Source organism: Hymenobacter pini, assembly GCF_020421205.1.
In the GTDB taxonomy this organism is placed as follows: Bacteria; Bacteroidota; Bacteroidia; order Cytophagales; family Hymenobacteraceae; genus Hymenobacter; species Hymenobacter pini.
Genome location: NZ_JAIZZH010000002.1, coordinates 947968 through 971920, shown reverse-complemented (window position 1 = coordinate 971920; position 23953 = coordinate 947968). Strand labels below are relative to the sequence as shown.

20 protein-coding genes are annotated in these 23953 nt (G+C 60.7%); 7 read left to right on the top strand and 13 right to left on the bottom strand.

What is annotated here, in order from left to right; genetic code table 11:
* Positions 1 to 125: 125 nt before the first annotated feature.
* Positions 126 to 1028 carry a branched-chain amino acid transaminase gene (locus LF252_RS10795; protein ID WP_226269590.1) on the bottom strand — a complete coding sequence of 301 codons (903 nt, stop codon included), beginning with the start codon at positions 1026 to 1028 and terminating at the stop codon, positions 126 to 128.
* A gap of 44 nt (positions 1029 to 1072) precedes the next feature.
* Positions 1073 to 1246 (bottom strand): hypothetical protein, encoded by a 174-nt coding sequence (locus tag LF252_RS10790; RefSeq protein ID WP_226269589.1) that lies wholly within the window; start codon positions 1244 to 1246, stop codon positions 1073 to 1075.
* A gap of 171 nt (positions 1247 to 1417) precedes the next feature.
* Here LF252_RS10790 and LF252_RS10785 point away from each other — a divergent pair, with 171 nt between their 5' ends.
* A complete protein-coding gene (locus LF252_RS10785; protein ID WP_226269588.1) occupies positions 1418 to 2962 on the top strand; it encodes a hypothetical protein in 1545 nt (514 codons plus the stop codon).
* A gap of 24 nt (positions 2963 to 2986) precedes the next feature.
* Here the strand turns inward: LF252_RS10785 and LF252_RS10780 are convergent, their stop codons facing one another.
* Positions 2987 to 3823 (bottom strand): hypothetical protein, encoded by an 837-nt coding sequence (locus LF252_RS10780; RefSeq protein WP_226269587.1) that lies wholly within the window; start codon positions 3821 to 3823, stop codon positions 2987 to 2989.
* An 11-nt stretch (positions 3824 to 3834) separates the two neighbouring features.
* Complete coding sequence (locus tag LF252_RS10775; RefSeq protein WP_226269586.1) at positions 3835 to 4284, bottom strand: ABA4-like family protein; 450 nt, start codon at positions 4282 to 4284, stop codon at positions 3835 to 3837.
* 153 nt (positions 4285 to 4437) lie between these two features.
* On the opposite strand from LF252_RS10775, the gene LF252_RS10770 reads away from it, so the two are divergent.
* A complete protein-coding gene (locus LF252_RS10770; protein ID WP_226269585.1) occupies positions 4438 to 5133 on the top strand; it encodes a hypothetical protein in 696 nt (231 codons plus the stop codon).
* Between the two features lie 3 nt (positions 5134 to 5136).
* Here LF252_RS10770 and LF252_RS10765 read toward each other — a convergent pair whose 3' ends face one another.
* On the bottom strand, positions 5137 to 6252 hold the full coding sequence (locus tag LF252_RS10765) for an AMP-binding protein (protein ID WP_226269584.1): 1116 nt from the start codon (positions 6250 to 6252) through the stop codon (positions 5137 to 5139).
* A 154-nt stretch (positions 6253 to 6406) separates the two neighbouring features.
* Between LF252_RS10765 and LF252_RS10760 the strand changes: the two genes are divergently transcribed.
* Positions 6407 to 6622 (top strand): hypothetical protein, encoded by a 216-nt coding sequence (locus LF252_RS10760; RefSeq protein ID WP_226269583.1) that lies wholly within the window; start codon positions 6407 to 6409, stop codon positions 6620 to 6622.
* Positions 6623 to 6652: 30 nt separating this feature from the next.
* Here the strand turns inward: LF252_RS10760 and LF252_RS10755 are convergent, their stop codons facing one another.
* The 7 genes from LF252_RS10755 to LF252_RS10725 all read right to left on the bottom strand — a co-directional run bounded on the left by LF252_RS10755 (position 6653) and on the right by LF252_RS10725 (position 15000).
* A complete protein-coding gene (locus tag LF252_RS10755; RefSeq protein WP_226269582.1) occupies positions 6653 to 9217 on the bottom strand; it encodes a type 1 glutamine amidotransferase family protein in 2565 nt (854 codons plus the stop codon).
* A gap of 130 nt (positions 9218 to 9347) precedes the next feature.
* Complete coding sequence (locus LF252_RS10750; RefSeq protein WP_226269581.1) at positions 9348 to 9707, bottom strand: DUF6370 family protein; 360 nt, start codon at positions 9705 to 9707, stop codon at positions 9348 to 9350.
* 110 nt (positions 9708 to 9817) lie between these two features.
* Positions 9818 to 10330, bottom strand: a complete 513-nt coding sequence (locus LF252_RS10745) for a hypothetical protein (protein WP_226269580.1) — start codon at positions 10328 to 10330, stop codon at positions 9818 to 9820.
* Positions 10331 to 10524: 194 nt separating this feature from the next.
* Positions 10525 to 11349 (bottom strand): 1,4-dihydroxy-2-naphthoyl-CoA synthase, encoded by an 825-nt coding sequence (gene menB, locus LF252_RS10740; protein WP_226269579.1) that lies wholly within the window; start codon positions 11347 to 11349, stop codon positions 10525 to 10527.
* A 16-nt stretch (positions 11350 to 11365) separates the two neighbouring features.
* Complete coding sequence (menD, locus tag LF252_RS10735) at positions 11366 to 13294, bottom strand: 2-succinyl-5-enolpyruvyl-6-hydroxy-3-cyclohexene-1-carboxylic-acid synthase (RefSeq protein ID WP_226269578.1); 1929 nt, start codon at positions 13292 to 13294, stop codon at positions 11366 to 11368.
* Positions 13295 to 13351: 57 nt separating this feature from the next.
* Positions 13352 to 14572: a chorismate-binding protein gene (locus LF252_RS10730; protein ID WP_226269577.1), complete on the bottom strand. Its 1221-nt coding sequence runs from the start codon at positions 14570 to 14572 to the stop codon at positions 13352 to 13354.
* Positions 14569 to 15000: a hotdog fold thioesterase gene (locus LF252_RS10725; protein WP_226269576.1), complete on the bottom strand. Its 432-nt coding sequence runs from the start codon at positions 14998 to 15000 to the stop codon at positions 14569 to 14571. Before LF252_RS10725 ends, LF252_RS10730 begins: the two co-directional genes overlap by 4 nt.
* 209 nt (positions 15001 to 15209) lie before the next feature.
* Between LF252_RS10725 and LF252_RS10720 the strand changes: the two genes are divergently transcribed.
* Positions 15210 to 15833, top strand: coding sequence for a histidine phosphatase family protein (locus tag LF252_RS10720; protein WP_226269575.1), 624 nt, complete (start codon positions 15210 to 15212; stop codon positions 15831 to 15833).
* Positions 15834 to 15940: 107 nt separating this feature from the next.
* The gene (locus tag LF252_RS10715) at positions 15941 to 17677 is read left to right on the top strand and encodes a pyruvate dehydrogenase complex dihydrolipoamide acetyltransferase (RefSeq protein WP_226269574.1); all 1737 of its coding nucleotides are present in this window, start codon (positions 15941 to 15943) and stop codon (positions 17675 to 17677) included.
* 84 nt (positions 17678 to 17761) lie between these two features.
* Here the strand turns inward: LF252_RS10715 and LF252_RS10710 are convergent, their stop codons facing one another.
* Positions 17762 to 18370, bottom strand: coding sequence for a hypothetical protein (locus LF252_RS10710; protein WP_226269573.1), 609 nt, complete (start codon positions 18368 to 18370; stop codon positions 17762 to 17764).
* A gap of 299 nt (positions 18371 to 18669) precedes the next feature.
* Between LF252_RS10710 and LF252_RS10705 the strand changes: the two genes are divergently transcribed.
* Complete coding sequence (locus tag LF252_RS10705; protein ID WP_226269572.1) at positions 18670 to 21228, top strand: TonB-dependent receptor; 2559 nt, start codon at positions 18670 to 18672, stop codon at positions 21226 to 21228.
* A 354-nt stretch (positions 21229 to 21582) separates the two neighbouring features.
* On the top strand, positions 21583 to 23916 hold the full coding sequence (locus LF252_RS10700) for a S9 family peptidase (protein ID WP_226269571.1): 2334 nt from the start codon (positions 21583 to 21585) through the stop codon (positions 23914 to 23916).
* Positions 23917 to 23953: the final 37 nt, after the last annotated feature.

Genomic DNA, 23953 nt, shown 5'->3' with positions numbered 1-23953 from the left:
TGCCGATTGGTAGGGAAGGCCGCTGGGGTTAGTGGTTGTAGAGACGCGACACTTCGCGTCTCGTCGTTGCTGAGGTTGGGGCGAAGTAGGACGGTCAGTTGCCCGTCTTTCAAAAACTCTCAGTTCTAAGCTCTCACCTCTAACCTCTCCGTTCTAACCGACTGCCCCGTCACCAGTGCGTGGTAGTGCTGGGCCAGCATGCCACCAATGGTTTGCTGGAAGGGCCGCTCAAACACCACGTCGTCCACCGAGGCAATGCCGATAACCTCGGCGGCGGTGCCCGTCATGAAGGCGGCCTCGGCGGTGCGCAGCTCCTCGGGGCCGAAAAACTGTTCCGTGACGGTGATGCCGGCTTCGCGGGCCAGGTCGATGATGGTGTTGCGGGTGATGCCGCGCAGAATGCTGCCGGCCGGAGGGGTAACCAGTTCGCCGTTGCGCTCGAAGAAGAAGTTGGCCCCGGGACCTTCGGCCACGTTGCCGTGCATGTCCAGCAGCAGGGCCTCATCGTAGCCTCGGCTTTTAGCCTCGGTGCTGGCAATGATGGAGTTGACGTAATGTCCCGCCACCTTGGCCTCAATGGGCACGGCCTTAGGGTTGGGCCGCTCGTAGGGCGACACGGTGAGGCGCAGGCTTTGGTCGCCGAGGTACTTGCCCCATTCCCACACGGCCACCAGCACGTTGCTGGTGGTAGCCGCCTTCAGACTCATGTTGGGCGTGCCGGCAAATACCAGCGGGCGGATGTAGGCGTCGGTCAGGCCGTTGCGTTCCAGCACCTCGTAGCTGATGCGCGTCAGTTCTTCCACCGAGTACGGCAGCGGTAGGCCAATAGCCTTGCAGGAATAATGCAGGCGCTCATAATGCTCCCCGGCCTTGAAAATGCGGGTGCCGGCCGGCGTAGCGTAGGCCCGAATGCCCTCAAACACGGCATAGCCGTAGTGCAACGATTGGGCATACACACCGCAGGTAGCTTGCGCGGCCGGTACGAACTCGCCATCCAGAAAGGCGACGGTATCAGGAGAGTAATACATGAGCGTGGTACAACTGACAAACGGAGGAACCGCCCGCGTGCCGCTTAGCGGAGCAGGAAGGGAAATGCGGGCGAAGCAGGCCGCACAACCGACGAGCCTTGGTTTGATTCTATTCGGAGCAGGGCGTAGGAGCCGGCTATGGTTTGGCCGTTAGGCGTAGCCGTAAGAATGGTGGCCCGCCAGCCAGCTCCGGCAAATGCAGAAAATAGTGCGGACAAAGAGGTGGAGAAGTGAGCTGACATAGCATCTTTGGGCTGATATTCTGCTGCTAAGTACCCGCAGAGGTTCAGCGGCTGAAAACTTCTTTCCAATAGCCCTACTATTTCTAGAAAATCACTTTTGTTGTATAAGTATCATAAAATCAAAAGGTTAATTTTTGACTTTGTACAATGCCCAACGAAAGTACTGACCCGGTTTTTCAGCTCATAAAGTCGCTGACCCGCACCGAAAAGCGTCACTTCCGGTTGTTTGCCAACCGCCAGGGCTCCGCCGAAGGCCTGAAGTTTCTGCAGTTATTTGATGCCCTGGACGGGCAGGAGCGGTACGATGAGGAACGGGTACTGCAACAGGTGCCGGTCATCAAAAAAGTGCAAATGGCCAACCTCAAGGCCAACCTCTACAAGCAGCTGCTCTCCAGTCTGCGTATGTACCACGCTGGCCACAACCTCGATATTCAGCTGCACGAGCAACTGGATTTTGCCCGGGTGCTCTACAACCGGGGCCTGTACCAGCACAGCCTGCGCATGCTGGAAAAAGTAAAAGCCACGGCCCAGCAGGCCGAGCTGCGCCACATTGTGTTGCTGGCGCTGGATTTTGAGAAGCTGATTGAGGGTCAATACATTACCCGGAGTATTCAGGGGCGGGCCCGGCAGCTTTCCGACGAAGCCACCGACACGGTACAGCACATTGGGCGCGAGCATGAGCTGTCGAACCTGGCACTGCGCATGTATGGGCGCTACCTCAAAATCGGCCACACCCGCAACCAGCAGGACTACGAGAATATCACTGCTTACTTCCGGGAAGGGCTACCTACACTGGAACCCCGGGAGGCTAGCTTCTTCGAGCAGTTATACTTCTACCAGGCGCATGTATGGTACTATACCATCACGCAGAATTTCCGGCAGTGCTACCGGTACGCGCAGAAGTGGGTAGACCTGTACGAGCATAACCAACTGATGCGCGAACAGCAGCCGATGCTCTACATCAAGGGCGTGCACAATGTGCTCATCACCACGTACAATATGTTGTACTACAGTCGGTTTGAGGAGGTGTTGGCTCAATTGGAAACCTACGCCGCCGACCCCGACCGGCGCAGCAACCCTAACATTGATGCGCTGCTGTTCCTGTACATCTACACCAACCGGCTCAACGGCTACTTCATGCGCGGCGAGTTTACGGCCGGCCTGCAGATAGTGCCGGAACTGCTCGAGAACCTAGAGCGGTACCGCATGCAGCTGGATTCGCACCGGCGACTGGTGTTCTACTACAAAATTGCCAGCCTGTACTTCGGCAGCGGGCAGCCCACCAAGGCCATTGAGTACCTCGAAAAGGTAATCTATTTCAAAGAGGCCAGCCTACGCGAGGACATCCAGTGCTTTGCCCGCATCCTGAACCTGATTGCTCACTACGAAGCCGGCCGCGACGAGGCCCTGGAGTATCAGGTGCGCTCCGTGTACCGCTTTCTGGGCAAAATGAACGACCAGCAGCAGATGCAGGAGGCTATCTTCCGGTTTTTGCGCAACCTGGGCAACGTGGCCCCCTCACAGCTAAAAGATGCTTTCCTGAAGCTCAAAAATGAGCTGACTATTATTGCTGAAGACCCCTACGAGAGGCGGCCTTTCCTGTACCTGGACATTATTTCCTGGCTGGAAAGCAAAATTGAAAACGTGCCCGTGCAGGATATCATCCGCCGAAAATTCGCTGGGTTGAAATGATGAGATGATGAAGTGAAAAGTACCTTACCACTTCACTAGCGGCACCCCACGCATGGCCTGGATGAACAGCATAGCCACGGCGGCCACATACACAGCGGTGCCCAACCACGTAAGCGCACCGGCGTGGCGGGGCTGCCAGTGGCTGAGGGCCCAGCCTAGCAGCGGCAGGGCCTGCAACGCGTGCATACCCAGAAAGTGGGCCAGGCGCAGGTCGCCGGCGCGGGTGCTCCAGCCGAGGCCGGGCAGGCCGGGGCCGCCGTCGGGGGCTCCCACCGTGTGCTGACCCAGGCGAATCATGACGCCGCCCAGCACGGAACCCACCAGAAATACCAGTAGCCCCAGCCGCACGCCCCACACGTAGCCCGCCGGGCCGTGGGGCTGGTAGTGCCACACTAGGTACACGGCCCAGATGGTAGCCAGGGTGTTTACCAGAATAAACGTACCCATCAGTCCGAAAATCAGCCCATCGAAGGCAGAAGCGGTGTTGTAGTGCGAAGTAGTGCCCCGGGCCGCCTGCAGAAAGATGCAGCCCATTTCTACCACCATACTCAATGCCGCTGCTATGCTAATGAGGCGGACGGCTCCGCTGGCCGGCGCGGGCAAATCGGCCAGCAGCCAGCCCAGCGTCCAGAGGTAAAGCAGGCCGGACAGGGCGAATTTGGCCGGCTTCACCCACGCGGGCAGGCCGGTAATAAGGCGGTGGTCGAAGGTGAGAAGCGCCAGGGCCAGCAGCAGCAGTGCCACGTTCAGCCAGCCGCTCCAGGCCAGCACGGGGTTGGCGCGGTGCAGCACGCGCAGCCAGGTAGCAACGGGCCCAAAAGCCGTCAGCGCGGCTGTAGGCAGAGGTAGAGTAGCAGACATAGCCGAAGTAATTAGGCGTGAGAAACTGATTCCGGACGGTCCCAAAAGCGCCGCGCTGCCGCGTACAACAGCAGGCCCACCGGTCCAAACAGAAACGTGAGCAGCAGGCAGGGCACCAGCGCCCAATGCGGTACGCCGCGCCGCCGCGCATCCAGACTTTCCCAGATGCCCAGGCACAGATCAAAGCACAGGTAATGCACCCAGCCCGCCAGCAGCGCCCAAGGGTTGCGGAACAGTGCGGCCACGTCGGCCAGCGTACTGAAGCCGCCTTCCTGCCCATGAGCACCCAGGTAATGGCTGATGATAAGCACCGCGTAGCTACCAGCCAGCACCAGCGGCAATGCCCCGCTGAGTACCAGCCTGTGGGTGAAGCGCCAGCGTGGAGCCAGCACCAACAACGCCCAGCCCAGCATAGCCAGCGGGTTGGCCAGGGAAAACAGAAATTCGGGAGTGAGCGACATAGTTGGCAGCGGCTGCGTGAGGCTGTAAACATGCACGAATACCGCCAGAAAAGCCGGCTGATTCAGGTTGAAGCGGACAAACCAACCGGGTGAACCAGCGAAACTCCGGGCCCAGCCGGCAACCTCCGCCGAAAGAGGCCGTACCTTCGGCCCGTGGAAACTGCCTATTTGCGTTGGGTATTGGTAGGAGCGGGGCTGCTGGCCGGCCCGGCTGCGGCGGCTCCCCGCGCCACCCTGGCCCCGCCCGACGACAGTACGTTTGTGCGGCAGGCCCACCGCCGAGCCGTATTTCAGTTCGACCAGCGGTTTTCCATCCTCAACGGTAAAGTGGTGGGCATCAATGGCCTCAAAGGCGGTATTGAGTGGCGGGGGCGCTGGCGGGCCGGGGTAGGCGTGTACCGCCTGTCAGGCGGGGTGCCCACGCGGATACCGCAGCCGGTGGAATTTCCAGCCGGTACCCATGATGAAGTGCGGTTCCGCTACCTGGCCGCCTACGGCGAGTACGTGTTCATTGGGAACAGGCGCTGGGAGCTAAGCGCTCCGCTGCAAATGGGGGCGGGCAGCTACTATACTAAGTATTACTTCCCCGACGGAGGCGTACTGCGCACCAACAAGCAAGTGCTGTACTTAGTAGAGCCCTCTGTAGCGGCGCATTTTCGGGTATTCCGGTGGATTGGGGTAGGAGCCGGCACCGGCTACCGGCAGGTATTTGCTTCCGGCAAGCAGCCTGAAGATCAGATTAGCGGCTACATCTTTTTCGGGCGGGCCAAGCTCTTCCTCGGCGACTTTTTGAAAGTAGTGCGCGGCCACGAGCGGCTATTTTCGCAACAGGGCCTGCGGGAGGAGTAGCCGCTATTTAGCTGCCCGTAGCGTGCTTAGGCGGTCCAGCTTACCGGAGGCCGTGGTGCGGAATTCCGGCACAGCCACAACCTCGCGGGGTACTTCGTATTTATCCAGGCGCTGGCGCAACAAGTTCAAGAGAAGGTCCTGCTGCGGGGCCGTGAGCTTCGGGCCTTCCAGAAAAGCCGTTACCTGCTCGCCTAGCCGCTTATCGGGGCGGCCGGCCACGAAGGCGCGGCGGCTCAGATTCAGCTCCGTGAGGGCTACTTCCAGCACTTGCTCAATCTTCTCGGCCTGCACCTTCACGCCGCCGGTGTTGATGACAAAATCGGCCCGGCCCAGCCATTCAAACGACTTTCCGTTGGGAGCCAGTGCAATTCGGTCGTTGGTGGTGATGAGGTGGTTTTCCGTCACGTCGGCGCGCACCGTGAGGCAGCCGCGGGCATCCTGGCCGACTTCAATACCGGGCAACACGCGGTACACTGGCTGCACATCGGGGCCGTTGAGGCGGCGCAGGGCAATGTGGGAAGCCGTTTCCGTCATGCCGTAGGTAACGTACACGGGTACCCGCAGCTGCTGAATCTCCTTCTCCAAGCTTTTCTCCACGGCGGCCCCACCCACCAGAATACCCTTCAGGCGGTTGAGGTGCGACGCGTGCCCGGCCGCCAGCACGGCCCGCAGCTGTAAGGGCACAAAGGAGGTAAAGTCGAAGTCCACCGTGGCGGGTACCAGGGCCAGTGGGTCGGCATGGGGCTCTACAATGGTGAGGTGCATGCGCCGCTCTAGGCCCCGCACCAGCATCATCAGCCCGCCCACAAACTCGCAGTTCAGGCACACCAGCATCCGGTCGCCGGGGCCCAGGTCGAAGTAGTCGCCGGTGCGGCGGGCGGAGGCTTCCAGCTGCCGCCGCTTCAGCTGAATCAGTTGGGGCTGCCCCGTGGAGCCCGAAGTGCGTAGGCCAAATTCCTGCGCGCCGTTCAGCCACTGCCGCACAAAATCCAGTACCCGGGCCTCGTAGCCGTTCAGGTCCTGCGGGGCGCGGGCAGGGTACTGCTGAATATCCTGATAGCGAAATTCGCGGCCGTTGAGGAGCAGGGAGTCGGGTAGTAGGTCGGTGTTGGCAGCCATAGAGGAGAGTAGCGGGAAAGAAGGGACAAGATAACTGCAGATATAACTATCAGCGGGCTGCTTTATCCCATCGGCAACGAAATAAAGGGTGCTCTGGCTTGACTACAAGCGGTTTAAATCAATATCTTAGGTAAGTCACCAATCGTCCGTTGCCATGCATGTCACCGCCCCAAGCCCGTTTGTCCTGGCCCGCACGTTCGTATTTCGTCGCTACATCACGCTGCGCAACGCCGTTACGGCTCCGTCCTCGGAGGCTGCTGAGGCGGCCCGGCAGGCCCGCAAACGGCTGAAGAAACAAGCGAAACACGAGCGGCTGCGCAACTTCTTCGGGTGGTGCGCCGGCTGCGAGGCCTATGGTTCGATATTTTAGCGGCGTGCTCCAGACCCTTGACATCAGACATCAGTAGTATAGCTGCAACACATCCACGTCGGCCACTGGCAGGCGTACAGTCACACGAGAGCCTGTTTGCCGAAAGCGCAGCGCCCCCCGCTGCCCCGATACTGCACGGCGCACGGGTTTGTCGGTGGCAACGGTTACCTGTACTTCCTGCGGCGTACCGCTCCAGTTAAGCAGCGTTACAGCTACGCCGGCGGCGCTATACAGTGCCGGTGCTTCTACCAGGGGCTTATCCAGCTGCACCGGCAAATCGGGGTGGGCATCCAGCACGGGCTTCACCAGCAGGTAGCGCCAACCTGCATCAAAACCGCTGGGTAACCCGCCGGTATAAGTAGTAGCCGAGTGCCGGTAGGAAAGCCCCGGATAGCAGGCAAACCGGATAATCCGGCCACTGCCCAGGCGGCGTTCTGTGACGGCCGGCGTACCGTCCTCAAACTGCTCAATTACCTGGGCATCGGGCTTTACGGATAGTTTTTCTCGCTCGCCAAATACGGTAAGGGCTCCGCCCGCTGTCGATACTTGTCCTACTGGTTTAGCATCGGCATACTGCAGTGCTTGCAGGCGCAGCGCTGCGGCAGGAGTCACGCTGGCCGCTTGCAGAAACAGGCTGGTAGGCTGGTGGTACCGGTCAAACTCCATACTGCCCGCAGTAGTTACCAGGGTGCCTCCGGCGCGTACCCAGCGCAGCACGGCATCCGTGGCCTCCGCAGGTAAATCGGGGGCAGTTACGTACAGCACTTTGGTTTGCTGGAAATCGGGCTCCGCCAGCTTCTGCTCATCCACAAACCGAACCGGTACGGCACTGTGCTGCAACGCCAGAAAAACCCCGTGCATATCCACCATATAGCCCATCCGGCCAGCATCCAGATACGGGTTGGTGGCGTCGATGATGCGGGGTGGACGTACAAACTCCTCTAAGTCCCAGAGCGGGGAGGTTTGGGGCGTGAGAATAGCAACCGGAGAGGTTTTCGCCTGGCCTGGGTAGAGTAAGTCCTCTGCTTTTGCCACCAGCCGCATGCCCTGTGCCAGCGGCTTAAATACCGGTAGGTTCTCGGAGTAACAATTGCCGGGAAAATTGTACTCGGGGCCAAACGTGAAAAACTGGATGGTTTTAGCGCCATGCCCCACCAAGGCCAGCAGCTTCTGGGACATGCCCCCCGGCCGCTGCCCCGAAACCCGCGGAATAACCAACGAGGCCATGCTTACCTGGCCCAGCTCAGCGGCAGCCCTTAGCCGAGAGGCGTAGAACGACCATTGCGGCGCCATATCATCGCCAAACCAGTCTTCGGTGGCAATGGCGGTGGAGCCCCGTTCCCGCCCGAATTCCAGCCAGTCGTGCTGGCCCATAGCGGCATTGGGGTTATTGCCCTGGTCGTTGTTGCCGATAGGTCCGGGTTGATACGCCAAGCCCATGAAATTGTTAAAATTGACCAGCACTGGTACCTGCGGACGAATTGCTGCTTCATAAGCGTGGGCAACTTCCCCAAAGAAGCGCGCGGAAGCCCACGGCACAAACCGGTTGGACCAGTAAAACAGCCGCCGGGACGGAAGGTCGTGGTACTCCTGCCGGCCAATGAGCTGTACTTGGCTCCAGGCTGGTTTGCCTAGGCTGGCCGGCGTCAGCCCCCGCTCTTGCAGGTACGCGTGGAATACGGCCAAGGCATTGGGGTCTTGGTTGAACTCCTGGTAGCGGGCCGGGTAATACCACCCCGGCTCGTCGCTGGTTACCCAAAAACCAATCTCATCCTTCTGCCAGCCGGCTGCTAGTGAAGGCGCAATCTGGTCCTGCGCAAATTTGACAAACTCAGCCTGGCGTTGCGGATTAAAGTTGAACGCATATCCCGGTGGGTTATACACTGCCCCCCAGATTTTGCGGATACCAGCTGCCTTCACCGTAGCAGTCAGATGGGCCGGTACCGGATGCAGCGCGTTAAAACCCAAACCACACAAACGCCGCACCCCTTCTCGCCAACTCAGGTAGTCGTCATCAGCTCCAATGTACCGCTCCCCGAACAGGATTTTTTTGGGCCTTTCCGGCTCCGGCAGAAAGGCCGCTTTCAATGCTTGGTCGTACACCCGGCGGCCGTGGCCAGCGTAGGTATCCATGTGAATTTTCTGGTCAGCGCCCTTCCACAGAATGAGGCCCAGATTAGAGCCGAACAGCTCGGCCTCCGTGGTGCTGGTTTCGCCGCCAACGATAACGCATTGCACCTGCGCCTTGAGCGTAGGGAACGGAGCTGCACCGGTGGGCGTAACGCGGGCATTGGTGGCAACCTGCCAGAATGCGTTGTTGGCGTTGTTGTACGATGCCAATACCTGCTCAATACCGGCTCGGGTGGAGGCAACCCATCCGCTCCAGGCCGTTCCCCGAAAGCTGACAACCTGGGTATTGCCCGTTAGTGACAGGCTGAATGATTGGGCCGCGGCCGGCGCTTTGCCTTGCACGCGAAGAATACGCACCCGCACCCGGTAATCAGGCACATCCTTGGCGGCAGGAGCCGCGGCCAGCGGCACCGGCAGGAGCAGGTTACTAAGCAGGAAGAATATCCCGGCCAGGAAAACACGCATACAACAACGAAAGAAAAGTCAGAAAAAGCCTGGGGCTGCCCCCGCGCAGGAACGACGAGACAACGCGCATAGCACAAAAAAGCATCAGCCGTTACGTGCTGATGCTGTGCGAAGCCGGATGCTTACAGAATTAAGGAGCAGGTTTTGCCGCCGTCGGCTCAGGCAGCAGGCGAAAGGAGGTAGCCACGAAGCGGTTGTTCACGACCGTGCCCTGAACTTCAGCTTTGCGGATAGCCTGGCAAAAGCCATCCTTGGCGTGGGCGTCGCCGTGGGAGTCGATGTTCGTCCCGTCCACAAAGTAGGCTTTGCCATCAATGCGCACAGCCAGGTCGCAGCCTTTACCCGGCAGGCCCAGGCGACACTGTCCGCAGGAGGCTTCCACTATTTGAGTAGGCGTGGCAGAAGCGGTTTGAGGCGGAGAAGTAGTCGACTGAGCACGCAACGCGGGTGCTGCCCCAGTAAGCAGCACTAGCAACAAAAAGGATTTCATAGTGGAGCGCTTGAAAAGACGGACGAATACGCGAAGATACGTGCTATCCAACCGGCACGTCTGCCCTGTACCGCACAAACGGAGTGGATTGTATAAATGGACCCAGCGCATCAAGTAGCTGCCAGCAGCACCGAAGAGGTCAGCATGGCCAAGTAATAGTTGGTGCAGTGGGTAGCACAGAGCAGCAGCATATGTTTGGCCGCCAACTGCTCAAACTCCGCCGCACTGCTGATGGCATACTCGTAGTTGCCGGTTCGCCACTTGAAATTCGGCTGCAGATGCAGCAGCTCCTGGCCCTCCTTGCTCAGTAGCACGTAATCGTTTTTCAGCACCGAGCGGTTTTTCAGCACGAATACCCGGCCTTCTTCACCGAGCCGGGACTTTAGCACAATACTGCCGTTCCAGTGCATTTTAAAACTGAGGCGCACGGCGTCGTGTTCCTTCACTTCTATGGTGGTGCCCCAAAACCCGCGGGGCTCGGCGCGCAGGCTGGTGCCATCGGGCATGGTTAGTGTTGCCTTAAAGGAAAACCACTCCGCGTAACACAGCTGGCCCAACATAGTCCCGTCAGTAAGCAGGGCAAAGGTGCGCTTGTCAGTTGATTGAACCCGGTATTCGGCCATTCTTAACTGCCTGAATAGTGAACGAAAAGCTAACTGTGTGCCGGCCCCGAAACCTAGTTTTGTTGACTCCGGCAGACAATGGGGTCAATATAGTGGATGGCCGCGCAGGAGTAAGGCCGCAGTCGGTGCTGTCTTAACATAAAACGGCCCGCTCTACGAAGGAGCGGGCCGCTGCATACTGCGTAACGCCGGGGCTACGGGAACTTCGGATACTTATCGAAATCGGGCTTCCGCTTCTCGATGAAGGCGTTTTTGCCTTCTTTGGCTTCCTCCGAGAGGTAGTATAGTAGCGTGGCGTTGCCGGCCAGCTCCTGAATACCAGCCTGCCCGTCCAGCTCAGCGTTGAACGACGATTTGAGCATGCGCAGGGCCAGAGGGCTTTTCTCCAGAATTTTGTGGCACCAGGCCACGGTGGTTTCCTCCAGCTTATCCAGCGGCACCACTTTGTTTACCAGACCCATGTCGAGGGCCTCCTGGGCGTCGTACTGGTCGCAGAGGAACCAGATTTCTCGGGCCTTCTTCTGACCCACAATGCGCGCCAGATACGAAGCCCCGAAGCCACCATCGAACGAGCCTACTTTGGGGCCGGTCTGGCCGAAGCGGGCGTTTTCGGCGGCAATGGTCAGGTCGCACACCACGTGCAGTACGTGGCCACCCCCGATGGCCCAGCCGGCCACCATGGCAATTACGGGCTTCGGGATGGAGCGAATCATTTTTTGCAGGTCCAGCACGTTCAGGCGGGGCACCGTGTCCTCGCCTACGTAGCCGCCGTGGCCCCGCACGCTCTGGTCGCCGCCCGAGCAGAAGGCCTTGCCACCCTCGCCGGTCAGGATAATCACGCCGATGTCGGTGCGGTTGCGGCAGATGTCCATGGCTTCAATCATCTCCTGCACCGTGAGGGGCGTGAAGGCGTTGTGCACCTGTGGACGGTTGATGCTGATTTTGGCGATGCCGCCAGCCTGCGTGAAGAGAATTTCGCGGAACTCCTTAATCGGGGTCCAGGTAAGTTGTTCGGCCATGAGAGGGGCAGTTACCTTATAAGTTGGAGAAAGACGTGCGTACCGCCGCGCGGTACTGTTCAAAGAACTCGGCGTTGGTGGGGCTGCTGGTGGTTATTTCGAGCAGACTCGCGCCGGATTCGGGTGCAAAGAAAACGGGTAGCGCCGACTCTAGCTCCGTGAAGCTCCGGGCCGTGAGGTAGCGCAGGTTAAAATCCCGGGCGGTATTCTCGGCCGTGAGTGGCTGGCGGGTCTCGAAAAACTCCTCCAGCTCCGGCTGCTGCCGGGGGCCATCAATCAGCCGGAAAATGCCGCCCGCGTGGTTGTTGAGTAGAATTACGCGCAGGTTGGGCGTGGGGTAGTTGTGCCAGAAGGCGTTCCGGTCGTAGAAAAACGCCACGTCGCCGGTGAGCAGGACTACCGGGCGGTTGGGTTGGGCCAGGGCCGCGCCCACGGCCGTGCTGGTGCAGCCATCAATACCGCTGGTGCCCCGGTTAGCAAACACTTCTACCATCCGGCCCGCGGGTACCCCCAGGATATTAGCGTAGCGCACGGCCATGCTGTTGGCAAGGTGCAGGGCTGTGCGGTCCGGTAACTGCTGCAGGGCCCGGTAAATTGCCGTAAACTCATTGAAAGGCTGATTCGGCTGCTGCATAAACTCCCGTAGAAAGCCGGTAGCCCAGTTCTCGGCCGCCTGCCAGGGCCGGAGGTAAGCGGCCTTGGTCGTAGCATCCGCATCAGCAGCGGCCCACGTCAGGCGCACCGGTTCTCCGAGCGGTTGCGGGCGGGGGGCTACGCGGGTAGCATCTTGCGCGGTGGCGTGGCCCCGATTGGGTTCGAATCCCCGCAGATTCACCGAATCGGTGGGACTAACTGGAATCGAGCCAGCAACTTGTTCTTGTTCAGGGGTGATAGATGAGCCAGAACGTAACGCCGCGAAGAAATCAGCCGGCTCCATTCGCACAATGTTGGTCAGCGACTGGAAGGTGTCGGCAACGGCCCCGGCGGGTTGGATGTGCCAGTGCTGTGCCGGTTTGGCGTTGCGGAGGTACAGCTTCAGGGCTTTGGAAATCAACGACTGACCGAAGGTGATGAGCAATTCCGGTTTCAGCGCCTCTTTCAAACCAGCCTCCGGCACGGCCATAAACACGTCCTGGCGGCCCAAGGGGCTGTTGCGTTGGTCGTAGCCAGCGGCAGCGGGCAGGTGCAGGTTGGCAATCAAATCACCCACCACTGGCACTTGATAGGTGGCCGCAAATTGCCGCACCGCTAGCAGCAAATCGGCATCGTACCGGTGCTGGCCCGCTACCACCAGCACGCGGCTGGCACTGCGGATGGCCTCGCGCAACTCCTGGAGCTGCGCCGTTGGCAGCACCGGGCGACCCGGTAGCTCCCGCGTTACGCGCACGGGTTCGAAGCGTAGCTCTTCGCCCTGTTTTGGGTAGAAAGGCTCCCGCAGCGGTACGTTGATTTGCACCGGGCCGGCCGGAAACTGTTCTGCCAACCCCACGGCTTCGCTCACAATGCGGGCAGCGTGCCAGTGGGCATCCGGATGGGTAGTGTCAGCGGGGAAAGTGAACGAGCCTTTGGCGTGGGCTCCATACAAGTCGGCTTGGCGAATAGTCTGCCCGTCGAGCTGGTCAATCCACTCCGGGGGGCGGTCGGCGGTGAATATTAGCAGCGGAATCTGCTGGAAATAGGCCTCCGCCACGGCCGGAGCGTAGTTCAGGCCCGCCGTGCCAGAGGTACACACCAAGGCCACCGCCCGCCGCTGAGCCTGGGCCAGCCCTAGCCCGATGAAAGCGGCGGCCCGCTCATCGGGCACCGTACGCACCTGTATTTCCGGATGGCGGGCAAAGGCAATAGTGAGGGGCGCACACCGGCTGCCCGGCGACAACACCACGTCGGTAACACCCAGCCGGGCACAGATTTCGGGGATATTATGAACGGCTTGCAGGGAAGACATAGGCGGAATACGTGAACCTGGGGCGGAGCGCCGGGGCCCCAGGCTGTAAGCGAAAAATTATTCTAAAATGGCTCCTACGGTACGCAGCTTCAGCTCGGTTTCCTGCCACTCCCGGGCCGGCTCCGAGTCAATGGTCAGTCCGGTACCGGCATAGAGGATGGCTTCCTGGGGGCGCAACTGCAGGCAGCGCAGGTTCACGTAGAGGCGGGCTTGGCCAGTTTCGGGCAGGTTTACCGGGCCCAGAAATCCGGCGTAGTAAGCCCGGTCGTAGCCCTCATGCCGGCGCAGAAACTCCAGGGCCGGCTGCTTGGGTACCCCGGCCACGGCCGGGGTGGGGTGTAGCAGCCGGAGCATATCGGTGCCCAGGGTGGGGAAGGGGACTTCATCGAGCTGCACGGCAAAATCCGTGCGCAGGTGCAGGAGCTGCCCGGCCGTAACGGCGCGGGGACCCTGCTCGTCGTACTCACGCAGACGCAGCTGCTTGAAGCAGTTCACGATGTAACGGGCCACCATGGCGTGTTCCTCTAGGTCTTTGCCGGCCCAGCGGGCGGTGGCGGGCTTCATGCCGGGCAGCAGGGGCTGGGTGCCGGCCAGCGCCATCGTCCGGAACACGTGCTGCTCATCCACCTCCGCCAGCACCTCCGGCGTAGCTCCCAGCCAGGTGCCCACACCCGGCGCACTCACCAAGGAGATAAACGCATTGGGGTAGCGCGCCTGTAGCTGCTCAAATGCTGCCAAGGCATCAAACCCGGCTGGCAGGGGCCGCCGCACGGCCCGGCTGGATACCACCTTGCGCACTGTGCCCGCCTCAATGGCGGCTACGCCCGCAGCTACCAGGGCCTCATAGTCCTCCCGCGAGGCCGTGGCCGGCACCGGCTGCCGGCTCACGTGCCACGGTAGATTGGCAGTGTTTGGGAGGGTGGCGAAGCGCTGGCGTAGCTCCGGGAGCCGGGCCGCGGCCGCCGGGCTTACCTGAATTTCCTCGGGCTTAGCCAAGTCAAAAAACAAGTCGGCGGGCAGGAAAAGCGGCGGGTTGTGGTCGGAGTCCCAGAAGGGAAAAAAGGCAAAGCCGGCCGGGGCTGTGGCCTCCAGCGCCGGGGGCAGCCCGGCGTAGGCCGATTCCGTTTTCAGGCACAGGCACAAGCGGGCGTGCTGGGCGTTGGGCAGCCGCCACAGGGCCACGGGCCGGCCGCTGGTAAGAGCCAGCGCCACCAGTCGCCGTAGCCGGTCAGGCACGGCTAAATCGGGCTGCCAGGCTATGCGCTGCAAGGAACTCATGCCTGCGGCTTGGTTTGCGGCAGGTCAATTACCGCCATAGTAATGCGGCTGATGCACACCAGCGCGCCGGTTTCCTCGTGCGTTATCCGGATTTCCCACACCTGCGTGCTGCGGCCAATGTGTAATGGCGTGGCTCGCCCAATTACGTGGCCATCCCGCACGCCTTTCAGGTGATTGGCGTTGATTTCGAGGCCCACGCACGCCTGGCGGGTGGGGTCAATTTTGGTGGCAGCGCCTACGCTGCCCAGGGTTTCGGCCAGGGCCACCGAAGCGCCGCCGTGCAGCAAGCCCATGGGCTGATGGGTGCGGCCATCCACGGGCATGCGGCCTTCCAGGTAGTCATCGGTGAGGGCCGTAAGTTCAATGCCGAGGGCGTCGGCCAGGGTGGGGCGGGTGCCAACCCAGTGTTTAATTTGCTCCAGCGTCATGGGGGCGGAAAGAACGGTAGAAATGACCAAGGGAGGGAAGCCCGCTGGTCAAGCTCAGAGGATGCATGAGAAACTGCACTACATAACCAGTTTCCGGCGAAAAGGTACGGTTCGTTGGGCAGGTTGTGGTTGCGGAGGCTGAACGGTAGCGCATCTCAGTACCTAAAAAGGCCGTACTTTACAGGCAACCACAGCAAAATCAGCGGGAAATGAGCGTCAAAAAAATCTACCTCATTCGCCACGGTCAGACGGATTTCAACGTGCGCGGCATTGTACAGGGCAGCGGCGTCGATTCTTCGCTGAACGAGGCTGGCCACCGGCAGGCGGCCCGCTTTTTTGCGGCCTACCGCCACGTGCCCTTCGACAAAGTGTACACGTCGCTGCTGCAGCGTACCCACCAATCGGTGCAGGGGTTTCTGGAATTGGGATTGCCTCATGAGCAGCACGGCGGCCTCAACGAAATTAGCTGGGGCACGCGCGAGGGCACCCGCATCACTCCGGAAGAAGATGAGGAGTACCACACCGTGTTGCAGGATTGGCGGGCGGGCCGCACCAGTGCCCGCCTGCAGGGTGGAGAAAGCCCCGAAGATGTAGCGGCCCGGCAGCGCCCGGTTATCAACCTGCTCACCTCCCGGCCCGAGGAGGAAACTGTGCTGGTGTGCATGCACGGCCGGGCCATGCGCATACTGCTGTGCCAGCTCCTGGGCTACCCCCTGAGCCAGATGGACAGCTTCGAGCACCATAACCTGTGCCTGTACCAGCTCGACTTCACCGGCTCCCTGTTTACCGTGCGCAGCTTCCTGGATGTGCGGCATTTGCAAGAGGCCGTGTAAACAGGCGAAAATTCGCTACCGGCGGCTGGTTTTATCAACCACAGGTTTGGTTTGCAGCCCCGAAATTTCGGGCTAATTTTGACCCACTCAACCCAACGACGACGCAGATGGCCGAACTCATAAAAATGCCCAAAATGAGCGACACAATGACCGAAGGGGTCATTGCCTCGTGGCTCAAAAAAGTAGGCGACAAAGTAAAATCCGGGGATATTCTGGCCGAGGTGGAAACCGACAAAGCCACGATGGAACTCGAAAACTACGAGGACGGCACCCTGCTTCATATCGGCCCGAAGGAAGGTGACGCTGTGCCCGTAGATGGCCTGCTGGCTATTGTAGGCAAGGAAGGCGAAGACATTTCGGCCCTGCTCAACGGTGGTGGCGCAGCCCCCGCCCCGGCCGCTCCGGCTCCCGCTGAGGCCCCCAAAGCCGAAGCTGCTCCGGCGCCCGCTCCGGCCCCGGCACCCGAAGCTCCCAAGGCAGCCCCCGCCCCGGCTCCCGCTGCTCCGGCCGCGCCCGCTGGTAACGGCAAAAAAGCCACCATCATCCGGATGCCCAAAATGAGCGACACGATGACGGAAGGCACCATTGCCGCCTGGCTCAAGAAAGTAGGCGACAAAGTAAAATCCGGCGACATCCTGGCGGAAGTGGAAACCGACAAGGCTACCATGGAGCTGGATAACTACGAGGATGGCACCCTGCTCTATATCGGCCCCAAAGAAGGCGAAGCTATTCCGGTAGACGGCGTGCTGGCCATCATTGGCGAAGAAGGTGCCGACGTGCAGGCCCTGCTCGGTGGTCAATCGGGCGGTAGTGCTGCCCCGGCTCCGGCCGCCGCTGAGGCTGCTCCGGCTGCTGCTACCACCTCGGCTCCCGCACCGGCCGAAGCCGCTGCTCCTGCGCAAAACGGTGGCCGCATCTTCGCCTCCCCGCTGGCCAAGAGCATTGCCAAAGATAAAGGCATTGACCTGAGCACCATCAAAGGCTCGGGCGAAAACGGCCGTATCGTATCCCGCGACCTGGAAGCTGCTCCCGCTGGCGCTCCGGCGGCCGCTACTCCTGCTGCTCAACCCGCCGCTCCGGCCCCGCAGGCCGCTCCGGCTGCTGCCCCCGCTCCGGCGGCTGCTCCCGCCGCTCAGCCGGCCCCGGCCGCGCAACCCGCCGACGGCACCTACACCGATACTCCGGTGTCGCAGATGCGCAAGGTTATTGCCCGTCGTCTCTCGGAAAGCCTGTTCACGGCCCCGCACTTCTACCTGACCATGGAAATCCTGATGGACCGGGCCATGGAAGTGCGCACCCAGCTCAACACCCTGTCGCCGGTGAAGCTCAGCTTCAACGACATGGTAATCAAAGCCGCCGCCGTAGCTCTGAAGCAGCACCCCGCCGTGAACTCCTCGTGGCTGGGCGACAAAATCCGGGTGAACAAGGTGGTGAACATTGGCGTGGCCGTAGCCGTGGACGAAGGTCTGCTGGTACCCGTAGTGCGCAACGCCGACGGCAAAGGCCTCAGCAGCATTGCCACCGAGGTGAAAGAGCTGGCCGGCAAAGCCAAGAGCAAGAAGCTGCAGCCCGCCGAGTGGGAGGGCAGCACCTTCACCATCAGCAACCTGGGCATGTTTGGCATTGAGGAATTCACGGCCATCATCAATCCCCCGGATGCCTGCATCCTGGCCGTGGGCGGCATCAAGCAAACGGCCGTGGTAAAAGACGGTCAGCTGGCTATCGGCAACGTGATGAAGGTGACCCTGAGCTGCGACCACCGCGTGGTGGACGGCGCTACCGGTGCTGCCTTCCTCCAAACGCTGAAGGCCCTGCTGGAAGACCCCATGCGCATGCTCATCTGAGCCTGACGAAGATTGTATAAGCCAAAAACGGCCCGTTCTGCATCTGCAGAGCGGGCCGTTTGATTTAGCGAGAATAGATAGTGCTTACTGCACCCGTAGCCACATCTGGCCATTGGCTTTGGTATATGCTACTAAGCCTTGGTCTTTGGTGTAAAAGAATTCTTCTATGTTGTCGACAGTGGTCGGCTGGTTGCCCTTGGCCAGAGTAAATTTCCCCCGAAGGCACCGTCCATAGGCTTGGCCATTTATAGACATGCTGCCGCTTAACGTAACGCTGGCTTCTGGTTCGGCCGTTGCCGTTTCCTGATTCGCATCGGATGAAGTTCGCAGGAAAATCCGGCTATCAGTCCAATAGTTTGGGTCTGGAGCAACCGTTACAGTTTCATCAGCAAACTCAAACTCCAAGCCATAAAGGGGTGGGGTTGGCTGCGGGTTGATTTGGTAGTACAGAAAGGCCTGATGAACCCGGGTGTGGCGGATGGTAAACCGGCCGGAACCGACGCGCTGGCTTTCGTTGCGGACGTGCACCGCTACGGGCTCCGACGCGCCGGTGGTGGTGTTTTTAAACGTCAGGACCATGCCGTCAGTATCGTGTAGCCACGCCTGGGTTTGTTTAGGAATGGGTTCGTCGGAGGTGCAGCTGGCTAACAGCGCCAGGCCGCCAATGAGTACAGTGGATAATGTGTGCTTCATAGCAATACTAGGAATGGGAAAGATGGAAGTGCTGGCGTCCGCCGTAGACTGCCGATAAATCAACCGGGTAAAAAGAGATAACCTATTAGAATACCGGAGCCCGTTGCAGAACTCGGCGGTAAAGCTACAGATAGTGGCGAATATGGCAGAAGTAGCCTCAGGGAAGCATGTGCCGGCAACTTTCAGCGCTCTGAGACTGGCCGGTGCTGAAGTGTATCTGAAAACGCCTATACTTACCGGCAGCGGAGGCTGCGCCGGCAACTCTGCGGTTAGTGTCCCCTTCACCAATCAGCAGATATATGAAACAGCCGTTACTGGCCCTGGCGCTCTGCGCCGTGAGTACTTCTATGGCCCTTGCCCAGGGCCAAACGCTAACTGGGCAGGTGCTGGATGCCGCCGGTAAACCCGTAATTGGGGCTACTGTAGTGGAAAAAGGCACCAACAACGGCACCGCCACCGGCAACGACGGCCGCTTTACCCTCAAAGCCCGCACGGCCAGCCCACGCCTGCAAATCAGCTCCATCGGGTACGCCTCCCAGGAAGTGACGGCCAGCGGCGGCGAAATCAGCGTGAACCTGGCCGATGCTTCCACTGGCCTGGGTGAGGTGCAGGTGGTGGGCTCCCGTAGCCAGAACCGCTCCGTTACGGATTCACCTTCGCCGGTGGATGTGATTGACCTGCGCGAGGTGACCACCAAAACCGGCCAGCTCGACGTGAACCAGCTGCTGCAGTTTGTGGCGCCCTCGTTCAACTCCAACCGCCAGACCGGTTCCGACGGGGCCGACCACGTGGACCCCGCTACCCTGCGCGGCCTCGGCCCCGACCAGACGCTGGTACTCGTGAACGGCAAGCGCCAGCACCAGTCGGCCCTGGTGAACCTGTTTGGTACCCGGGGCCGGGGCAACACCGGCACCGACCTGAACGTAATTCCCGCCGCCAGCATCGAGCGGATTGAGATTCTGCGCGACGGGGCGGCGGCCCAGTACGGCTCCGATGCCATTGCCGGCGTGATTAACATCGTGCTGAAAAGCTCGGTGAAGGAGCTGACGACCAACGTGAACTACGGGGCCTACGACGCCAAATACCGCTTCGACGACCAGAAATTCGACGGGGGCAACTTCAACGCCAACGTGAACTACGGCGTGGGCCTAGGTAGCAAGGGTAGCTTCGTGAATGCCACCCTCGACTTCAACCAGCGCCAGCACACCCAGCGGGCCAATGTGCCCAATCCCGACGGCCTGGCCCGCCGTGAGTACGGCGACCCGCAAATCCGGAACCTCTCGGCGTACCTGAACTCCCGGTTTGCCCTCAGCGAGAAGTCATACGTGTACGTGTTTGGGGGCGGTAACAAGCGCAAGGGCGACGCCTATGCCTGGACGCGCTTTGCCGATGACGACCGGAACGTACCCGCTATTTACCCCAACGGCTTCGACCCCATTATTACCAGTGACATCTGGGACGCCTCCGGGGTAGTGGGGCTGCGCACCCAGCTGGGCGGCTGGGAGCTGGATGTGAGCAACAACTTTGGCTCCAACCGCTTTGAGTACGGCGTGAAGAACACGCTGAATGCTTCGTTGGGCGCCAGCTCGCCCACCAAGTTCTACGCCGGCGGCTTCCAACTGCAGCAGGACGTGGTGAACCTGGGCCTCACGCGCAACTACAAAACCGTGCTGCAGGGCCTGAACCTGGCCGTGGGCGCGGAGGGCCGGCGCGAGTGGTATTCGTTGTTTGCCGGAGAGGAAGCCTCCTACCGCAACTACAACCCGCAGTCGGGAGCGGCCAGCGGCTCCCAGGGCTTCCCTGGTTTCCAACCCACGGATGCCATCAAGGCCCACCGGGACAATGTGGCCGCTTACGCCGATGCCGAGTTGAGCGTAACCCAACGCTGGCTGCTGGCTGGGGCACTGCGCTACGAGCATTACTCCGACTTCGGCAGCACCCTCAACTACAAAGCCGCCACCCGTTACAACCTCACCGAGTTTCTGACGCTGCGCGGCACGTACAGCACCGGGTTCCGGGCTCCCTCGCTGGCTCAGGTGAACTTCAACTCCACCTTCACCAACTTCGTGAATGGTACGCCGGTGGAAGTGCTGCTGGCCCGCAACAACAGCGCCGTAACCCAGAAACTGGGTATTCCGAGCCTGAAGCAGGAAACCTCCAGCAGCGCCAACGTGGGCCTTACCAGCCGCATCGGCTCCTCGCTTAGCCTGACTTTGGATGGGTACTACATCAAGGTGAAGGACCGGGTGGTGCTCACCAGCCAGTTCTCCTCTGACGACCCGGTTATCGGGGCCGACCTGCAGGCCCTGAACGTGGACCAGGCCCAGTTCTTCGCCAACGCCGCCGACACCCGCTCCCTGGGCCTGGACGTGGTGCTGAACCACACTGCTACGCTGGGCGAGGGACGGTTGAACTCGACGGTGGCCGCCAACTTCAATCACCTCAAAATTGATCGGGTGCGGACCTCGGGCCGCCTTACGGGGCGGGAGGAGGAGTTCTTCGGGGCCCGGGAGCAGGCCTTCGTGAAAGCCTCAGCTCCGCCGTCCAAAATCAACCTCACCTTCGACTATCAGCTGGGCCGCTTCGGGGCGCTGGTGCGGTTCGTGCGCTTTGATAAGATTACGCTCATCGACTGGAACGGCGACCCAATGAAGTACGATTCGCGCATCACCACCGACCTGACGCTGAACTACGCCCTCACCAACCACCTGCAGCTGATTGTGGGCAGCGCCAACCTGTTCAACCAGTACCCCACGCTCTTCGACCCTCAGCTCACAGAAACCGGCGGGGCCTGGGACCCGGTGCAGATGGGTGCTAACGGCCGCTTCTACTTTGCCAAGCTGCAGGCCCGCTTCTGATAGGTAGCAGAATACTTTCCTAGATTGAGTTGGGTCTGAAAAGTCATATTCACCTCGTTGAACGTCATGCAGAGCCGAAGGCGAAGCACCTCTACTTCTTCGTTGAACTGCTCAGGCGAAGCGGTATAGATGCTTCGACTTCGCTCAGCGTGACCGTTTTGGAGTTTTCAGCTCTTACAAGTATTCAGCCCGTTATGCTCCGGCCTTGGTCGGCATGACGGGCTGAATACTTGTAGGGGCCGACTTGGATGCAGCCTTGTGTGCATAAACCCGACCAATAGGCGGTACGCCGAATGTGTGCTACCTTCCGCTCCCGCCGGAAACCGGCGGCTGTACCACCCTTCTGTAAACTTTATGCACAAGTATCTACTGGCCCTTTCGGCCGCGGCAGTGCTGGCTCCGGCCGCGGCCTCGGCCCAGCAGCGGCCCGTTCTCACGGCCCAGGATTACGCCCGGGCCGAGCGTTTTCTCGGCTACAACACCTCGGCCCTGATTGACGGCAGCGCCGGCCAGCCCAACTGGCTCAGCAACGACCGGTTCTGGTACCGGGTGCTCACGCCCAAAGGCAGCGAGTATGTGCTGGTAGACCCCGCCCGCAAAACCCGCTCCGTGGCTTTCGACCAGGCCAAGCTGGCGGCCGCCCTGTCCTCGGCTAGCGGTAAAACCTACGAGGCGAGCCGCCTGCCCATCCGCAGCCTCACGTACTCACCCGACGAAAAGAACATTGCCTTTGCCGCCGCTGGCAAGGCTTGGAAATATGATGTGCTGAGCGGGCAGCTGACGCCCGACACTGCCCCAGCGAAACCCTACGCCAACCCAGGCAACGAGGTGACTTCGCCCGATGGGAAGCTGGCGGCGTTCATCAAGGACGACAACCTGTGGGTGCGTGACACCAACACCAACCAGCTCACCCAACTCACTACCGACGGCACCAAGGACTACGGTTACGCCACCGACAACGCGGGCTGGACGCACAGCGACGCTCCGGTACTGCGCTGGTCGCCCGACTCCCGTAAGATTGCCACCTTCCGCCAGGACCAGCGCAATGTGGGCAGCATGTACCTGGTGAGCACCAACATCGGCCACCCGAAGCTGGACAGCTGGAAATACCCGCTGCCCGGCGACAAGGATATTGCCATGATTGAGCGGGTTGTCATCGAGGTAAATCCCGCGAAAGTGGTGCGCTTCCAGATGGCTCCCGACCCGCACCGCGGCACCCTTTCCGACGACATCTCCAGCAGCGGCACCTTCGACGACGTGGACTGGGGCCTCGACACCCGGGAGCTGGCTTTCGTTTCGACTTCCCGTGACCATAAAGAGGAGAAACTCCGCATTGCCGATGCCACCACCGGCACCGTGCGCGAGGTGTTCACCGAAACCGTGGCTACACAGTATGAGTCGGGCCAGGGTGCTATCAACTGGCGCTATTTGCCCAAGAGCAAGGAAATCATCTGGTACTCGGAGCGCGACAACTGGGGCCACCTGTACCTGTATGACGCCGGCACCGGTAAGGTGAAGCGGCAGATTACCAAGGGCAACTGGGTAGTGACCAAGCTGCTGCGCGTGGATGAGCAGAAGCGGGAGCTGTATTTCCTAGCCGATGGGCGGGAGCCGGGCAACCCCTACTTCACCCACCTCTACCGCATCGGGCTGGATGGCAAAAACCTGAAGCTGCTCACGCCCGAGCCCGGCAACCACCAAGTTACCCTCTCGCCCTCGGGTCAGTACTTCATCGATACCTACTCCCAGCCCGATAAGCCCGGCCAAACCGTGCTGCGCGCCGCCGACGGCAAGCTGGTATCCACGCTCGAAAAAACCGATATTTCCCGCCTCACCGCCACCGGCTGGAAAGCCCCCACGGCCATTACCGTAAAAGCCGCCGACGGCCAGACCGACCTGTACGGCTTGATGTTCACGCCCACCAACCTGGACGCCAGCAAGAAGTACCCGGTTATCGACTATATCTACCCCGGCCCGCAGGGTGGGGGCGTGGGTAGCTGGGCCTTCAGCGCCGCCCGCAACGACAACCAGGCCCTGGCCGAGCTGGGCTTTGTAGTGGTAGTAATTGAAGGTAGCTGCAACCCGCTGCGCTCCAAGAGCTACCACGACGGCTGCTACGGGAACATGGCCGAAAACACGCTGTCGGACCAGATTTCTGGCATCAAGCAGCTGGCTCAGAAGCACCCGTATATGGATGTGAACCGGGTAGGCATCTGGGGTCACTCGGGTGGGGGCTACGCTACGGCCGCTGCCATGTTCCGCTACCCGGAGTTTTTCAAAGTGGGCATTTCGGAATCGGGTAATCACGAGAACCGCAACTACGAGGACGACTGGGCGGAGCGCTACATCGGCTTGCTGAAAACCAACGCCGACGGTACTACCAACTACGACAACCAGGCCAACGCACCCTACGCCAAAAACCTGCAGGGCAAGCTCATGCTGGCCCACGGCCTGATGGACGACAACGTGCCGCCCTACAACACCTGGCTGGTAGTAGATGCCCTCACCAAAGCCAACAAAAGCTACGACCTGGTCGTGTTTCCGCAGGCCCGCCACGGCTTCGGGGCATACTCGTCCTACATGATGCGCCGCCGCTGGGACTACTTCGTGCAACACTTGGCCGGAGCCGAGCCCCCGCAGAACTACGAAATGAAGCCCGTGCCCGACCCCCGCACTGCGGTGCAGTAATGGGCTCCGGCTGAGAGCCACTTAACAGAACGTCATT

Excerpts from the sequence above, each read along its gene's own strand:
- LF252_RS10795 (WP_226269590.1), bottom strand. The coding sequence starts at position 1,028 with ATGTATTACTCTCCTGATACCGTCGCCTTTCTGGATGGCGAGTTCGTA.
- LF252_RS10785 (WP_226269588.1), top strand. The coding sequence starts at position 1,418 with ATGCCCAACGAAAGTACTGACCCGGTTTTTCAGCTCATAAAGTCGCTG.
- LF252_RS10780 (WP_226269587.1), bottom strand. The coding sequence starts at position 3,823 with ATGTCTGCTACTCTACCTCTGCCTACAGCCGCGCTGACGGCTTTTGGG.
- LF252_RS10775 (WP_226269586.1), bottom strand. The coding sequence starts at position 4,284 with ATGTCGCTCACTCCCGAATTTCTGTTTTCCCTGGCCAACCCGCTGGCT.
- LF252_RS10765 (WP_226269584.1), bottom strand. The coding sequence starts at position 6,252 with ATGGCTGCCAACACCGACCTACTACCCGACTCCCTGCTCCTCAACGGC.
- LF252_RS10760 (WP_226269583.1), top strand. The coding sequence starts at position 6,407 with ATGCATGTCACCGCCCCAAGCCCGTTTGTCCTGGCCCGCACGTTCGTA.
- LF252_RS10755 (WP_226269582.1), bottom strand. The coding sequence starts at position 9,217 with ATGCGTGTTTTCCTGGCCGGGATATTCTTCCTGCTTAGTAACCTGCTC.
- LF252_RS10750 (WP_226269581.1), bottom strand. The coding sequence starts at position 9,707 with ATGAAATCCTTTTTGTTGCTAGTGCTGCTTACTGGGGCAGCACCCGCG.
- LF252_RS10745 (WP_226269580.1), bottom strand. The coding sequence starts at position 10,330 with ATGGCCGAATACCGGGTTCAATCAACTGACAAGCGCACCTTTGCCCTG.
- menB (WP_226269579.1), bottom strand. The coding sequence starts at position 11,349 with ATGGCCGAACAACTTACCTGGACCCCGATTAAGGAGTTCCGCGAAATT.
- menD (WP_226269578.1), bottom strand. The coding sequence starts at position 13,294 with ATGTCTTCCCTGCAAGCCGTTCATAATATCCCCGAAATCTGTGCCCGG.
- LF252_RS10730 (WP_226269577.1), bottom strand. The coding sequence starts at position 14,572 with ATGAGTTCCTTGCAGCGCATAGCCTGGCAGCCCGATTTAGCCGTGCCT.
- LF252_RS10725 (WP_226269576.1), bottom strand. The coding sequence starts at position 15,000 with ATGACGCTGGAGCAAATTAAACACTGGGTTGGCACCCGCCCCACCCTG.
- LF252_RS10720 (WP_226269575.1), top strand. The coding sequence starts at position 15,210 with ATGAGCGTCAAAAAAATCTACCTCATTCGCCACGGTCAGACGGATTTC.
- LF252_RS10715 (WP_226269574.1), top strand. The coding sequence starts at position 15,941 with ATGGCCGAACTCATAAAAATGCCCAAAATGAGCGACACAATGACCGAA.
- LF252_RS10710 (WP_226269573.1), bottom strand. The coding sequence starts at position 18,370 with ATGAAGCACACATTATCCACTGTACTCATTGGCGGCCTGGCGCTGTTA.
- LF252_RS10705 (WP_226269572.1), top strand. The coding sequence starts at position 18,670 with ATGAAACAGCCGTTACTGGCCCTGGCGCTCTGCGCCGTGAGTACTTCT.
- LF252_RS10700 (WP_226269571.1), top strand. The coding sequence starts at position 21,583 with ATGCACAAGTATCTACTGGCCCTTTCGGCCGCGGCAGTGCTGGCTCCG.